At 70.6% G+C, this 14,591-nt stretch carries 9 protein-coding genes; 6 read left to right on the top strand and 3 right to left on the bottom strand.

The annotated features are described in order from the left end of the window. Nucleotides 1-141: 141 nt before the first annotated feature. Together ACFO6Q_RS00605 and ACFO6Q_RS00600 are read left to right on the top strand one after the other, a co-directional pair. Entirely contained in the window at nucleotides 142-1,467 is a 1,326-nt protein-coding gene (locus tag ACFO6Q_RS00605) for a PQQ-dependent sugar dehydrogenase (protein WP_380018534.1), read from the top strand. A 52-nt stretch (nucleotides 1,468-1,519) separates the two neighbouring features. Continuing rightward, complete coding sequence (locus ACFO6Q_RS00600; RefSeq protein ID WP_380018533.1) at nucleotides 1,520-3,130, top strand: PQQ-dependent sugar dehydrogenase; 1,611 nt, start codon at nucleotides 1,520-1,522, stop codon at nucleotides 3,128-3,130. Here the strand turns inward: ACFO6Q_RS00600 and ACFO6Q_RS00595 are convergent. Next, complete coding sequence (locus tag ACFO6Q_RS00595) at nucleotides 3,093-3,731, bottom strand: SPOR domain-containing protein (protein WP_380018531.1); 639 nt, start codon at nucleotides 3,729-3,731, stop codon at nucleotides 3,093-3,095. The two genes, ACFO6Q_RS00600 and ACFO6Q_RS00595, sit on opposite strands and share 38 nt — an antisense overlap. Next, entirely contained in the window at nucleotides 3,731-5,416 is a 1,686-nt protein-coding gene (gene argS / locus ACFO6Q_RS00590; RefSeq protein ID WP_380018530.1) for an arginine--tRNA ligase, read from the bottom strand. The genes ACFO6Q_RS00595 and argS overlap by 1 nt, the downstream gene beginning before the upstream one ends. Before the next feature lie 184 nt (nucleotides 5,417-5,600). Between argS and ACFO6Q_RS00585 the strand changes: the two genes are divergently transcribed. The 4 genes from ACFO6Q_RS00585 to ACFO6Q_RS00570 all read left to right on the top strand — a co-directional run bounded on the left by ACFO6Q_RS00585 (nucleotide 5,601) and on the right by ACFO6Q_RS00570 (nucleotide 13,868). After that, a complete protein-coding gene (locus tag ACFO6Q_RS00585; protein WP_380018529.1) occupies nucleotides 5,601-8,516 on the top strand; it encodes a TonB-dependent receptor in 2,916 nt (971 codons plus the stop codon). Between the two features lie 148 nt (nucleotides 8,517-8,664). After that, nucleotides 8,665-10,425, top strand: a complete 1,761-nt coding sequence (locus ACFO6Q_RS00580) for a hypothetical protein (protein ID WP_380018528.1) — start codon at nucleotides 8,665-8,667, stop codon at nucleotides 10,423-10,425. A 293-nt stretch (nucleotides 10,426-10,718) separates the two neighbouring features. After that, nucleotides 10,719-12,434, top strand: a complete 1,716-nt coding sequence (locus ACFO6Q_RS00575; protein ID WP_380018527.1) for a DUF1800 domain-containing protein — start codon at nucleotides 10,719-10,721, stop codon at nucleotides 12,432-12,434. A gap of 9 nt (nucleotides 12,435-12,443) precedes the next feature. Next, nucleotides 12,444-13,868, top strand: coding sequence for a DUF1501 domain-containing protein (locus ACFO6Q_RS00570; RefSeq protein WP_380018526.1), 1,425 nt, complete (start codon nucleotides 12,444-12,446; stop codon nucleotides 13,866-13,868). A 6-nt stretch (nucleotides 13,869-13,874) separates the two neighbouring features. Here ACFO6Q_RS00570 and radC read toward each other — a convergent pair whose 3' ends face one another. Then, nucleotides 13,875-14,534 (bottom strand): RadC family protein, encoded by a 660-nt coding sequence (gene radC / locus ACFO6Q_RS00565; protein WP_380018525.1) that lies wholly within the window; start codon nucleotides 14,532-14,534, stop codon nucleotides 13,875-13,877. Nucleotides 14,535-14,591 lie beyond the last annotated feature (57 nt).

The raw sequence follows: 14,591 nt of genomic DNA, 5'->3' as shown, positions 1-14,591 counted from the left end.
GGAGCGGGCATCCTACGCCCGTGCGGCGCGGAATCGGGAGGCGTCTGTCACGTTGCGAACGCTTCGTTCAGGCGCAATGCAAACCTAACCTGCGCCGTGCTACAAAAAGGCTCTGCTGATTCGCTCCCGGGGAGATGAACGATGCGCAAGGCTCGCGTAGTGGGAATCGTGTTGGGCTGTGCCGCGACCGTTCCCGCGGCGGCGGCGATCACGCCGGCCGACCTGCAGCTGGTGCAGTGGCCGGACTCCGCCACCACGTTCAGCCAGCCGATCGGCATCCGCAGCGCCGGTGACGGCAGCGGGCGCGTGTTCGTGATCGAACGATGCAGCGGCATCCGCATCGTCAAGGACGGCACGCTGCTGGCCACGCCGTTCGTCTCGATCGCCAACAGCTGCGGCGGCGAGCAGGGCGTGCTCGGCCTCGCCTTCGATCCGGACTACGCCGTCAACGGCACGTTCTACGTCAGCTATTCCGCGCCGTCGAGCGATCCGCGGCTGGGCGATACCGCCGATCACGTGCTGGCACGCTACCGCGTCTCGGACGGCGATCCGGACATCGCCGATCCGGACGGCGAGGTGCTCCTGCGCGTCCCCGACATCGCCAGCAACCACAACGGCGGCGACCTGCACTTCGACCACCAGGGGTACCTGAACTGGTCGATCGGCGACGGCGGCGTGCAGGGCGATCCGAACGGCTTCGCCCAGTGCACGGGACGCAAGAAGGCCGACAACGATCCGGGCAGCTGCCACTCCACCGACGGCTCCGGACCGACCTACTACCTGCTCGGCAAGATCGTGCGCCTGGACGTGCACGCGACGACCGCGTCGGCGCCGGCCAACTTCTGCGGTGCGACGCCGGGCCAGCCGGCACCGTACGCGATTCCGCCGGGCAATCCGTTCGTCGACGCCGGCGCGCATCCGCAGGAGTGCGCGGAGATCTTCAACTGGGGTTTCCGCAATCCGTTCCGCTTCAGCATCGACCGCCAGACCGGCGACATGCTGATCGGCGACGTCGGCCAGAATGCCTACGAAGAGGTGTCGTTCCAGGCCGCCGGCAGTCCCGGGCAGAACTTCCAGTGGAACCAGTGCGAAGGCTTCCACAGCTACCCGGGTGGCGCGCCGACCTGCGCCGGCCCGGCCGGCAGCCTGCCGCCGAAGCTCGACTACTCGCATTCGGTCGGCTGCGCGGTCACCGGCGGCAACGTCTACCGCGGCCCGATCGAGCCGCTGCGCGGCCAGTACCTGTTCAGCGACTCGTGCTCCGGCGCGATCTACGTCGTCGCCGACGCCGGCGCGGACGTGTCGCCGTGGACCTGGGAAGTCCTGCCCGACACGCCGCCGATGAGCACCTACAGCTTCGGCGAGGACGACGAAGGCAACCTCTATGTCGCCGACGGCGGCGGCAAGGTCTACCGGTTCCAGTCGGAAAGCTCGGGCGACGTCATCTTCCAGGACGGCTTCGACTGAGCGCGGGCGCGCCGCGCCGGGTTCCGCGCGGCGCGCGAAGCGGGAGGGTGCGATGCAACGATTCGCGGCATGGCCGGTGCTCGTCCTCGCCTTCGCCGCCGGCTTCGCGCCGGCACAGGGCGTGCCGCCCGGCCTGACGCTGCAGACGGTCACCGACGAGGTCGCCGCGCCGATCGGCGTACGCGCGCCGAACGACGGCAGCGGGCGGCTGTTCGTGATCAGCCAGGCCGGCTCGATCCGCGTCATCAGGGACGGGGTCCTGCTGCCGACGCCGTTCCTCAGCGTGCCCGTCACCTATCCGGGCAGCGGCGGCACCGGCGGCCTGCTCGGGCTCGCGTTCCATCCGAACTACGGCAAGCCCGGCCTGCCGCACGCCGACGAGTTCTACGTCGTTTCGATCCGCCCGCCGGGCTGTTCGCCGCCGGGCACCTGCCTGGGCACCGGTCCGGACGAGGTGCTCGAACGCTACGTGGTCTCGGCCGGCGACGCGGACGTCGCCGATCCGGCCGGCACCGTGGTCATGCGCATTCCCGGCACCAACGTGCAGTTCCACAACGGCGGCGACATCCACTTCGGCACCGACGGCTACCTGTACATGTCCTCCGGCGACGGCGGCCAGGAAGGCGGCACCAACGGCTTCGCCGAATGCCTGTGGAAGAAGGCGGCCGACGGCAATCCGGCCAGCTGCGGCAGCAGCGGCGGCGTGCAGTACTACCTGCGCGGCAAGATGCTGCGCATCGACGTCGACACGCGCGGTGCGGCGGCAACGGAGGAGATGTGCGGCGCCGCGGCCGGTGCGCCGGCCGAGTACGCGATCCCGCCGGACAACCCGTACCTGGGCGACAGCCAGACCTGCGACGAGATCTGGCTGTACGGCTTCCGCAATCCGTGGCGCTGGAGCTTCGACCGCGCCACCGGCGAGATGTGGATCGGCGACGTCGGGCAGAGCCAGTTCGAGGAGATCGACCGGCGCGCGCCCGCTTCGGACGAGCCGCGCTTCTACGGCTGGCACTGCCTGGAAGGCACCGCGCGCTACAACAGCGCCAACGTCTGCGCCGATCCGCTGCCGCCGAGCGTGCCGCCGCTGCTCGAGTACGACCACGCCGGCGCACGCTGCGCGGTCACCGGCGGCTACCGCTTCCGCGGGCCGATCCCGGCGCTGCAGGGCACGTACGTGTTCGCCGACTCGTGCTCGAGCGAGATCTTCCTCGCCAGCGCCGACGAGCAGGACCACTGGTCCTACCAGCGCTGGCGCGACGACGCCGACGGCTACGGCACCTACTCGGGCTTCGGCGAGGACGAGGCCGGCAACCTCTACGTCGCCGATACCGACGCCGGCGTCGTCTATCGCTTCGCTGCGCCGCAGACCACGCACCAGGTGACGCCGGGCACGGTCGGCGCCGGTTCGATCGATCCGGCGACGGTGCAGACGGTGAACGACGGCGAGGTCGCGACGTTCCTCGTGCAGCCGGAGCCGGGTTACGTCGTCGCCGACGTGAGCGGTTGCGGCGGCGCGCTGGCCGGCGACGTCTACACGACCGCGCCGGTGACGCAGGACTGCGCCGTCACCGCGACGTTCGCCGTCGGCGACCGCATCTTCGCCGCCGGCTTCGAGGCCGCGGCGCCTACTGCGCCGGCTGTTCCTTCAGCGCGATCGCACTGATGCCGTTCTCGGCCAGCGATTTCTTCGCCGCCTCGAGTTCGCTCGCGCTGGCGTAGGGGCCCAGGCGCACGCGGTGCCAGGTCTTGCCGTTGATCGTCACCGGCTGCACCTGCGCGCTGAAGCCGGAAAGCGCGAGCTTGGCCTTGGCTTCGTCGGCGGCCTTCGGGTCCGGGTACGAACTGGTCTGCAGCACGTAGCGCGCGCCCGCGGCGGGCGCCGCGGTGCCGGCGGGGGCGGTGCCCGGCGCCGTCGCCGGTGCCGCCGGATTGGCGCGCGCCTGCTTCTCGGCCTTGGCCTTGGCCGACAGCTCGGCGTCGGGGATCACCACCTCGGCTTCCGGCAGCACCTGGTAGAAGTCGTAGTTCTTCTTCGGCGGCGGCTTGGCCTCGGCCACCGGCGTCTCGCTCTCGCGCGGCGCGGTCGCCTCCGGATTCGGCTGCGGCAGGTTCTTCTTGCGCAGCAGCGGCGCCCAGTCCTTGCCGAGCACGACCAGCATCAGGCCGATGCCGAGCAGCATGCCGACCAGCACCCACAGCCAAGCCGGCTTCTGCGCGCCGTTGCCGCCGCGCGTCGCCTGGCGACCGTTCTTCTTCGCAGCCATTACATGCTCTCCGGCGCCGAGACGCCCAACAGGTCGAGTCCGTTCGCCAGCACCTGGCGCACCGCGTTGGCGAGCGCCAGCCGCGCGTCGCGCAGGTCGGCGTCGTCGACGATGAACTGGCTGGAGTTGTACCAGCCGTGGAAGGCGGCAGCCAGTTCGCGCAGGTAGTTGGCGATCAGGTGCGGCTCGAGGTTGGCGCCGGCCGCCTCGACGACCTCGGCATAGCGCGACAGCTCGACCATCACCAGTTGCTCGGCCTCGCCGTCCAGGCGCGCGAGCGCGGCCAGGCCGTTCGCGCGATCCCAGGCGTGGCCGCGCTCGCCGAGCTGGCGCATCACGCTGGCCACGCGCGCGTGCGCGTACTGCACGTAGTAGACCGGGTTGTCGTTGGTCTGCGCGCGCGCCAGGTCGATGTCGAACACCAGCTGCGAGTCCGACTTGCGCGCGGCCAGGAACCAGCGCGTGGCGTCGCGGCCGACTTCGTCGATGAGGTCGCGCAGGGTCACGTAGCTGCCGGCGCGCTTGGACAGCTTCACTTCCTCGCCGCTGCGCATGACCGTGACCATCTGGTGCAGCACGTACTCCGGCCAGCCCTTCGGGATGCCGACGTCGAGCGCCTGCAGGCCGGCCTTCACGCGCATCAGGGTGCCGTGGTGGTCCGAACCCAGCTCGGTGATGGCGCGCTCGTAGCCGCGCTGCCACTTGCTGTAGTGGTAGGCGATGTCCGGCACGAAATACGTGTAGCTGCCGTCGGACTTGCGCATCACGCGGTCCTTGTCGTCGCCGAACTCGGTGGTGCGCAGCCACAGCGCGCCGCCTTCCTCGTAGGTGTGGCCGTGCGCGACCAGCTCGTGCACCGTGCGCTCGACCTGGCCGCCGCCGTACAGCGAGGACTCGAGGAAATACACGTCGAACGCGACGCCGAACGCGGCCAGGTCGGCGTTCTGCTCGCGCCGCAGGTAGGCGACCGCGAAGCGGCGGATCGCGTCCAGGTCGCCGGGATCGCCGGCGCCGGTGACGGCCTGGCCGTCGACCTCGACGCTGGCGCGGCCGAGATAGGCCTGCGCGACGTCGTTGATGTAGTCGCCGCGGTAGCCGTCGGCCGGCCAGCCGGCGTCGTCGGGGCCCTGGCCGTGCGCACGCGCCTGCACCGACAGCGCGAGGTTGTCGATCTGCGCGCCGGCGTCGTTGTAGTAGAACTCGCGCTTGACCTGCCAGCCGTTGGCCTGCAGCACGCGGGCCAGGCAGTCGCCGATCGCCGCGCCGCGGCCGTGGCCGACGTGCAGCGGTCCGGTCGGATTGGCCGACACGTACTCCACGCCGGCCGTGCGTCCGCCGCCGGCCGCGCCTCGCCCGTAGTCCGCCGCCTGCTCCAGCGCGGTGCGCACCTCGCGCTGGTACGCGGCCGGGCTCAGGAAGAAGTTGATGAAGCCGGGGCCGGCGATCTCGACCTTGGCGATCTCCGCGTGCGCGGGCAGCGCCGCGACCAGGGCCGCGGCGAGGTCGCGCGGCTTCCTGCCGGCGGCCTTGGCCAGCAGCAGGGCGAGATTGGTCGCGAAGTCGCCGTGCTCGCGGCTCTTGGTGCGTTCGACGACGAAGGCCGGCGCGGCGTCCGTCGGCAGCGTGCCGTCGGCGGCGAGCGCGCGCAGGGCATGGTGGAGCGAATCGAGAAGGAGTTCTTTCACGCGGGGAACCGGCCGAAAAACGCGTCATTGTAGAGCCAAGTGCGCTCTTGGACGCGAAACAATTGCGACCGCCGCCGGCCGCGGCGCGCTCCGGTCATCCCGTCGTAAGACACGGCGGTTAGGTTCGTCCGCTTGACTCGACCCGGGCCAGCCCGGGTCCGCGAACGGAAGTGGGGAACGCATGATGACTGGAGGCCTGCGGCTGTCGGCGATCGCCGTCGCCGTGATGTTGTTCATGACCGAGGCGCCGCGCGCGCAATCGGCGGCGGAGGGTGTCGAACAGGGCCGCACGGCGGCGCCGCTGCTGGTGCGCGTGCGCGCGGCCGACGGCAAGGGCGTGGCGGCGAAGATCAGCCTGCTCGGCAGCGCCGCCGCGGGCGGCGACGTGACGCGCGAGGTGAGCACCGACGCCGCCGGCGACGCGCACATCGACGTGCCGCCGGGCACCTACGGCATCGCCGTCGACGCCGAGGGCTACGGCACCTCGCTGCGCGACGGCATCCAGGTCGAGGCGGGCAAGTCGGCGCTGGCCGAGATCGTCGTCGCCGCGGAGGCGACGGCGTCGGGCGGCGACGGCGGCGGCGCGCCGAACCAGCTTTCCGGCGTCACCGTGCACGGCCGCGTCGCCACCGGATCGCAGACGCTGTACCTCGACGAACGCCGCAGCTCGGGCGTGGTCACCGAGGCGATCGGCGCCGAGCAGATCGCGCGCACCGGCGATTCCGACGTCGCCACCACGCTCAAGCGCGTGACCGGACTGACCCTGGTCGACGGCAAGTACGTCTACGTGCGCGGCCTGGGCGAGCGCTATTCCAGCGTGCTGCTCAACGGCGCGCCGATTCCGAGCCCGGATTACACGCGCCGCGTGGTGCCGCTCGACCTGTTCCCGAACGAGCTGCTCGACGGCGTGGTCGTGCAGAAGTCCTACTCGCCCGACATGCCCGGCGAGTTCGGCGGCGGTACGGTGCAGCTGCGCACGCGCGAGGTGCCGCAGGGGTTCTTCTTCCGCGCGCAGGGCACGCTCGGCTACGTCGACGGCACCACCGGCGAGAAGGGCCTGCGCTACCGCGGCGGCGGCGAGGACTGGACCGGCTACGACGACGGCGCGCGCGAGATGCCCGGTTCGCTGGCCGGTGCGATCTCCGGCGGGCGCTACCTGCGGCCGCAGTCGGGCGCCGACCCGGACGGCGCGACCCCGGAGCAGCTGGCCACCTACGGCCGCGACCTGGCCGGCGGCGGCTACGGCATCTACCCAAAGAAGATCGGGCCGGACAGCGGCTTCTCGCTGGGCATCGGCAACGGTTTCCAGGTCGCCGAGGACGTGCGCCTGGGCGTGATCGGCGCGGTGCGCTACAACCAGAACTGGGACCGCTTCGAAGAGACGCGCAACGTCTACGCGGCGAGCAACTCCGGTCTCAATCCGGTCGCCAAACAAAGCGTGGACGACACCCAGCGCAGCATCGACGCGAGCTATTTCCTCGGCGTCGGCCTCGACCTGGGCATGAACCACCGCATCGGCCTGACCAGCCTGCTGCTGCGCCAGACCGACGACCGCGCCAAGATCAGCGACGGCACGGTCGACAGCGTCGACTCGCGCTTCTACGAGCAGAAGTGGGTCGAGAACCAGCTGCACGCCGAGCAGCTGAGCGGCCACCACGCGTTCCCGGCCGCGCGCGACCTGGAGATCGACTGGCGCTACACCTGGGCCAAGGCCGAACGCGACGAGCCGAACACGCGCCGCTACCGCTACGACTACGCCGGCGCGGACGTGCTCGAATTCTCGCGGCGCTCGGATTCCAACTCCACGACCTTCGGCGAGCTGGGCGACAAGCAGAACGATTTCGGCCTGAAGGCCACGCTGCCGATGGATTTCGGCGACGGCACGACGCTCAAGCTCGCCGCCGGCGGCGAACGCACCACGCGCGACCGCGACGCGGCGATCCGCACGTTCACCTTCCAGCTGGCGCCGAACTCGCCGCTGCTGGTGAACGATCCGGACCTGTACCTGCGGCCGATCGGCGACATCCTCTCGCCCGGCAACATCCGGCCCGACGGCTTCGTGCTGCGCGAGACCACGCGCGCGACCGACAACTACCGCGCCGAGCAGACGATCAACGCCGGCTTCGTCGACGCCGACTTCAACTGGCAGGGCAGGTACCGCCTCGCGCTCGGCGTGCGGCGCGAGAGCAATTCGCAGAACGTCACCACCTTCAGCATCGTCAACGAGCACGCGCCGCCGGTGGTCGCCAAGGACGACAGCACGAACTGGCTGCCGTCGGCGGCGTTCACCTGGATCTACAGCGAGAACGCGCAGCTGCGCTTCGGCTTCAGCCGCACGCTGTCGCGGCCGGATTTCCGCGAGCTGTCGCGCGCGCCGTTCACCGATCCGGAACTGGACATCGACACGCTCGGCAACCCGGATCTGAAGACCACGCGCATCCGCAACCTGGACCTGCGCTGGGAGTACTACTTCTCCGACACCGACAGCCTGTCGGTCGGCGCGTTCGACAAGAAGTTCAGCGATCCGATCGAGCGCCTGCGCCTGCCCGGCTCCTCGCCTCTGCTCAGCTTCGCCAACGCGCGCAGCGCGCACAACTACGGCCTCGAGCTCGAGCTGCACAAGGGGCTCGGCTTCGTCGGCGAGCGCTGGCTGAAGGGCGTGGACCTGGCCGACTTCTACGTCGGCTTCAACTACGCGCGGATCAAGTCCAACGTCGCCCTCGACCCGGCCAGCGCGAGCTACCAGACCAACCTGTCGCGGCCGATGCAGGGCCAGTCGCCCTACATCGTCAACACCCAGTTCGGCTATCTCAACGAGGACCGCGGCATCGAGGCGACGCTGCTGTTCAACCGTTCCGGCCGGCGCATCTCGCAGGTCGGCGTGCAGGGACAGCCGGACATCTACGAGGAAGCGTTCGACGCGCTGGACTTCCAGTTCCGCCAGCGCTTCGCCGACGACTGGCGCTGGACGCTGCGCCTGCGCAACCTGCTCGATCCGAAGGTCGACTACACGCAGGGCGGGCTGTCCACGCGCGCCTACCGGCGCGGCCGCGAAATGCTGCTGAGCCTGGAATGGCGGCCGGAGCTACGCAAGCAGTGACGCCGGCGGGTCGCATGACTGTCATCTGCGTGCGATCCGACCGTCACATGCCACCCATACGCTGACGAGGGGTGGTCGGCGCCGGGCGCCGCCGGGTTTCCGTACTCCGAATTTCGTACTCCGAACTGTTCAATCACCGGGGAATTTCATGAAATCTCTGTGCAACAAGCTTCTGCTCGGCGGAATCATCGCCGCTTCGCTCGCCGCCGGTCAGGCGCATGCCGCCCTGCGCCTGTCGGACGCCTTCGACGGCGCCTGGGGCGACATCTCCAACGCGCACGGCGCCTCGCGCGGCTGGGTGTTCGACGTGATCTCCAATCCGGACGGCACCCGCGTGCTGTACATCGCCGGCTACCTGTACGACAACGACGGCAAGCCGCTGTGGGTGTCGGCCACGCCGGCGCTGGGCGAGTTCGAGTACAGCACCACCACCGACCTGTACGAATACGCGGGCGGCACCTTCAACGGCGCGCCGACCGAAAATCCGACGCGCAAGGTCCTGGGCAGCGCGACGATCGAGTTCGCCAGCTGCGGCGAGGCGACCCTGTCGATCACGCCGGCCGCCGATTCGGGCTACCAGCCGATTTCCTACACGCTCAACGCGCTGCAGGACGTCGCCTCGCCGAAGGGCTCGAGCTGCACCTACAAGAAGAAGTTCACCGCCTGCCCGGCCGGCACCACCGCCGGCGCCGCGCCGCGCACCTGCGTGCTGACCGGCGCCATCACGCGCGACCTGACCCTGACCAACGACACCACCTGGGAGCTCGAAGGCCTGGTCACCGTCGGCGGCGACAACGCCAACAGCGCGACCGTGACGATCGAGCCGGGCACGCTGATCACCGGCAGCGGCAACAGCGCCGACTACCTGTACGTCAATCCGGGCTCCAAGCTGGTCGCCAACGGCACGCCGTACGCGCCGATCGTCTTCACCAGCCCGCGTGACGGCCACACCGGCCAGACGCCGGCGCCGGGCGACTGGGGCGGCATCGTGCTGTCGGGCAACGCGCCGGACAACAAGTGCATCGCCGCGCCGTTCGACTGCCGCAGCGAATTCGACAGCACGCTGCGCTACGGCGGCGACAACCCGCACGACAGCTCGGGCAGCCTGCGCTACGTGCAGTCGCGCTACGCCGGCTACATCTTCACCGAAGGCCGCGAAGTCAACGCGTTCACCTTCCAGGCGGTCGGCGACGGCACCGTGCTCGAGCACCTGCAGTCCTATCGCGGCAAGGACGACGGCTTCGAGTGGTTCGGCGGCACGGTCAACGCCAAGTACCTGGTCTCCTACGAAGGCGGCGACGACGGCTTCGACTGGGACGAAGGCTGGAGCGGCAAGGTGCAGTTCGCCTACGTCAAGTGGGCCGACGAATCGCTGGCGCTGGGCAACGACAACGGCTTCGAGTCGTCCAACCAGGCCGACAACAACGACGCCTCGCCGCGCGCGATCCCGAGCTGGTCGAACGTGACCCTGATCGGCAACGGCAGCGGCGGGGGCAACGGCCTGCACCTGAAGGAAGGCACCGGCGGCCACCTGAGCAACATCCTGGTCAGCGGCTTCAACAAGTCCGGCAAGGCCTGCCTGTACGTCGACCACGCGGCGACGGATGCGCTGATCGGCGGTCCGGACCTGACGCTCGACCACACCTGGCTGAACTGCACGGTCGCGGTCGCCGACGGCAGCAGCGGCACCACGGCCGGCAAGGCGCAGGCGCTGTTCGACGCAGGCGAAGGCAACGAGACCGGCGATCCGGGCCTGTCCGGTTTCCTGCCGGCGGCGGGTTCGCCGCTGACCTCGGGCGGCCGCCTGATCGACGAGGACGGCTTCTTCACCGCCGCTCCGTACATCGGCGCGTTCCGCGACGGCAACGACGACTGGACGATCGGCTGGACGCACTTCATCCAGCGCTGATCTGCTGCAGCAATTGCGGAAGGGCGCGGCGAAAGCCGCGCCCTTCTTTTTTTCGTACGGGCGCCGTCACCGACCTGTCGCATTCGGTGCCTAGAGTTCACCCCGCGCGGCGACGCGAACGGTGGAGAGATGGTGGCGTGCGGGATGCGCACGGCGCCCGGGTGCAGGGACGCACCGATCTCCCGCCGCCATCGCACACCGCCGCCGCCACGCCTTCGCGGCGAGTGCCGGTCCCCTGATAGGAATCGACGCCCCGTTCCGTTCTCCTGGACGACGGAACAGGGGAACGCTCGATGGGACTTCGCACGCTCGCAATCACCGGCGCGCTCGCGCTGGGTCTTTCCTCGCCGGCCGCGGCCGCGAACGACACGATCTTCGCCAACGGCTTCGAGATTCCTCCCGACGCGCCGCCCGATCGCGCCGAGGCGAGCCGCTTCCTGGCGCAGGCCACGTTCGGCGCCTCCGAAGCCGACCTCGCCGCGCTCGCGGGCAGCGGCTACGGTGCCTGGCTCGACCGTCAGATGCAGCAGCCGCCGGGCTACGTGCTGCCGCACATGCGCCGCGCCGAGGGCGTCACCGATCCGTTGCAGCCGCTGCCGTTCGCGCGCTTGTGCGCAGCCTGGTTCGTCAACGCGCTCGGCGGCCGGGACCAGTTGCGCCAGCGCGTCGCGTTCGCGCTGAGCGAGATCCTGGTCGTCTCCGAACGCGGCAATGCGCTCGGCAACGACGGCCTCGCGCTCGGCGCCTACTACGACATCCTGCTGCGCAACGCGTTCGGCAACTACCGCCAGCTGCTCGAGGACGTCACGCTGAGCCCGGCGATGGGGCGCTACCTCAGCATGTACCGCAACCGCAAGCCGGATGCGGCGGCCAACATCCAGGCCGACGAGAACTACGCGCGCGAGGTCATGCAGCTGTTCTCGATCGGCCTGGTCAGGCTGAACCGCGACGGCACGCCGGTCCTGGCCGACGGCGCCACGGTGCCGACCTACGACGGCGACGTGGTGCGCGGGTTCGCGCGCGTGTTCACCGGCTGGGCCTGCCACTGCGGGCCGGGCCAGCAATGCCCGGACGATCCGTTCGAGCAGGAGAACTTCACCTGCAGCACCGAGCACGAGATGGTGCCGTTCGAGGCCTATCACGACCGCGGCGAGAAGCGTCTGCTCGACGGCGCGGTGCTGCCCGCCGGCCGCGACGCGCGGCCCGAGCTGGAGGCGGCGCTGGACGTGCTGTTCGAGCACCCGAACGTGGCGCCGTTCGTCGGCCGGCAGCTGATCCAGCGCCTGGTCACCAGCAATCCGTCGCCGGCCTACGTCGCGCGCGTGGCCGCCGCGTTCGAGGACAACGGCGCCGGCGTGCGCGGCGATCTCGCCGCGACGGTGCGGGCGATCCTGCTCGATGCGGAGGCGCGCGAGGGGCATCGCACGGCGCCGGCGACGTTCGGCAAGGTGCGCGAGCCGCTGCTGCGCCTGACCCAGCTGTGGCGCGCGTTCGAGGTGACCTGGAAGAACGACGAGCTGATGTACGACGACCTCAACATCCAGGAGCGCTACAACCAGGCCGCGCTGCTGTCGCCGTCGGTGTTCAACTTCTTCGCTCCCGACCACGCGCCCGGACCGCCGCTGACGGCCGGCATGGTCGCGCCGGAAATGCAGGCGATCAGCGCGAACTTCGCCATCCACATGACCAACGACCTGTCGGGCCGCATCTACTGGGGCTGGCTCGGCGGACCGATGGACGAACTCGATCCGCGCGTGCGGGTGATCCGGCTCGACCGCTGGGAAGCGGCGATCCGCCCGGCCGCGGGCGGAGTGGAGGCGCCGCCCGGCGCGCTCGACGCGCTGCTCGACCGCTGCGACGACCTGCTGCTCGGCGGCCAGATGTCCGCCTCGCTGCGCCAGCGCATCCATGCGCGCCTGCTGTCGATCCCGGCGGCGGACACGCGGCGGCGCGTGCAGAACGTGCTCTACCTGATCACCACGTCGGCCGAATACGCCGTGCAGCGCTGAGGGCTTGCCATGAATTCACGATCCTGCCCGCATTCGCGTCGCGGCTTCCTGCGCCGCAGCCTGGCCGCGCTGGCCGGCGGCTCGGCGTTCTTCGCAGCGCCCGCCAGCCTTTCCCTGCTCAATGCGGCCTGGGCGCAGTCGGCGCCGGCGGGCAGCGACTTCAAGGCGCTGGTGTGCGTGTTCCTGCTCGGCGGCAACGATGGCCACAACCTGCTCGTGCCGCGCTCGCAGACCGAGTACGCCGCGTACGCTGCGCGCCGGCGCGGCATGACCTTGCCGCGCGAGGCACTGCTGCCGATCGCGCCGCTCGAGGGGCCGGGCTTCGCGCTCGGCCTGCATCCGGCGCTGGCCGAGCTGCAGGGACTGTTCGAGGGCGGCAGGCTCGCGCTGCTGGCCAACGTCGGCGCGCTGCTCGAACCGGTGTCGCGCCGGCAGTACGACGAGCGCACCGCGCGCCTGCCGCCGCAGCTGTTCTCGCACAACGACCAGCAGGCGTTCTGGCAGTCGCTGGAGGCGCGTTCGGCGGTCGACACGACGCCGGCGAGCGGCTGGGGCGGGCGCATCGCCGACCTGCTGCACGACGTCGCCAATCCTGCCGCGGCGCTGGCGATGAACCTGTCGCTGGCCGGCAGCAATCCGTTCCAGGCCGGCCGCCGGACGGATGCGCTGTCGGTCGACGTCGGCGCGATCGGCTCGATCGAGGCCGACCTCGATCCGAGCGCGGTCGGCGAGGTCGAGGCGCAGCTCGCGCAGTCGCATCCGAACCTGCTGGTGGAAAGCTATCGCCGCCGCCTGCTCGGTGCGGTCGAGGACTACCGCGTGCTGGCCGACGCGCTCGCCGGTGCGCCGCCGCTGACGACCGCCTTTCCCGAGCCGCCGGCCGTCGGTGCGCCGGCGGCCGATCGCTTCGCGTTCGCGCTCGGCAGCCAGCTGCGGCGCGCGGCGGAGCTGATCTCGGTGCGCCAGGCGCTCGGCCTGCGCCGGCAGATCTTCTTCTGTTCGCTCGGCGGATTCGACACGCACGACGCGCAGATGGCCGACCAGCCGCAGCTGCTGGCGGGCCTGTCGCGCGCGGTGAAGGCGTTTCACGCCGCCAGCGTCGAGCTCGGCGTCGAGTCCGACGTGACGACGTTCGCCGCGACCGAGTTCGGCCGCTCGCTGACCAGCAACGGCGACGGCTCCGACCACGGCTGGGGCAACCACCTGTTCGTGCTCGGCGGCGCGGTGCGCGGGCGGCGCGTGTTCGGCGCGGTGCCGGACCTGTCGCCGGACAGCCAGGACATCGCCGGCGACGGCAACCTGATCCCGCGCGTGGCGGTCGACCAGTACGGTGCGACGCTCGGACGCTGGTTCGGCGTGCCCGACGACGCGCTCGACCTCGTGTTCCCGAACCTGCGCGCGTTCGACCGCCGCGACCTCGGCTTCATGGCGTGAGGCACGCTACAGCCATCCGCGCTGCGCCAGCGAAGTCGGCACGCCGTCGCCGATCACGAAGTGGTCGAGCAGGCGTACGTCGATGAGATCGAGCGCTTCGCGCAGACGGGTCGTGATGGCGATATCTTCGGCACTCGGCTCGGCCACGCCGGACGGATGGTTGTGGGCGAGGATCGCAGCCGCCGCGTTGTGCGCAATGCAGCGTCGGACGACCTCGCGCGGATGTACGTGGGTGCCGACGATCGAGCCGCGGAACAGCTCCTCGAACGTGATCACGCGATGGCGCGCGTCGAGGAACAGGCAGCCGAACACCTCGTACGGGTAGCCGGCCAGGCGCGACTTCAGGTAGCGCGCGCTGGCGATCGGGTCGTGCAGGGTCTCGCGTTCGCGCAGGTCGGCGTCGAGGTAGCGCCGGCCGACTTCGAGCGCACCCTGCAGCCGGCACCAGGCGACGGTGCCGATGTCCGGCTTGGGATGCATGTCCAGCAGCGGCCGCAGCCCGCCGGCGTCGCAGAGCAGGTCGCGGCCGAGCTCGATGGCGTTGCGCCCGTGGCTTCCGGAGCCGAGGAAGACGGCGAGCAGTTCGGCGTCCGACAGCGCCGTGGCGCCGCGGGCGAGCAGTTTTTCGCGTGGGCGTTCGGCGGATGGCCAATCACGAATGGTCATGGGAAAGCCGGCAGTGGAAGGGCGCGGACTTCGCCTCGGTGCCGTGCGCCTCGCGGG

The organism is Dokdonella ginsengisoli, assembly GCF_042652785.1.
GTDB classification, from domain to species: Bacteria; Pseudomonadota; Gammaproteobacteria; order Xanthomonadales; family Rhodanobacteraceae; genus Dokdonella_A; species Dokdonella_A ginsengisoli.
This window is presented reverse-complemented; position numbering and strand designations above follow the sequence as displayed.

Bases quoted from the DNA above. Each gene is read 5' to 3' on its own strand.
- ACFO6Q_RS00605 (WP_380018534.1), top strand. From the start codon at position 142: ATGCGCAAGGCTCGCGTAGTGGGAATCGTGTTGGGCTGTGCCGCGACC.
- ACFO6Q_RS00600 (WP_380018533.1), top strand. From the start codon at position 1,520: ATGCAACGATTCGCGGCATGGCCGGTGCTCGTCCTCGCCTTCGCCGCC.
- ACFO6Q_RS00595 (WP_380018531.1), bottom strand. From the start codon at position 3,731: ATGGCTGCGAAGAAGAACGGTCGCCAGGCGACGCGCGGCGGCAACGGC.
- ACFO6Q_RS00585 (WP_380018529.1), top strand. From the start codon at position 5,601: ATGACTGGAGGCCTGCGGCTGTCGGCGATCGCCGTCGCCGTGATGTTG.
- ACFO6Q_RS00580 (WP_380018528.1), top strand. From the start codon at position 8,665: ATGAAATCTCTGTGCAACAAGCTTCTGCTCGGCGGAATCATCGCCGCT.
- ACFO6Q_RS00575 (WP_380018527.1), top strand. From the start codon at position 10,719: ATGGGACTTCGCACGCTCGCAATCACCGGCGCGCTCGCGCTGGGTCTT.
- ACFO6Q_RS00570 (WP_380018526.1), top strand. From the start codon at position 12,444: ATGAATTCACGATCCTGCCCGCATTCGCGTCGCGGCTTCCTGCGCCGC.
- radC (WP_380018525.1), bottom strand. From the start codon at position 14,534: ATGACCATTCGTGATTGGCCATCCGCCGAACGCCCACGCGAAAAACTG.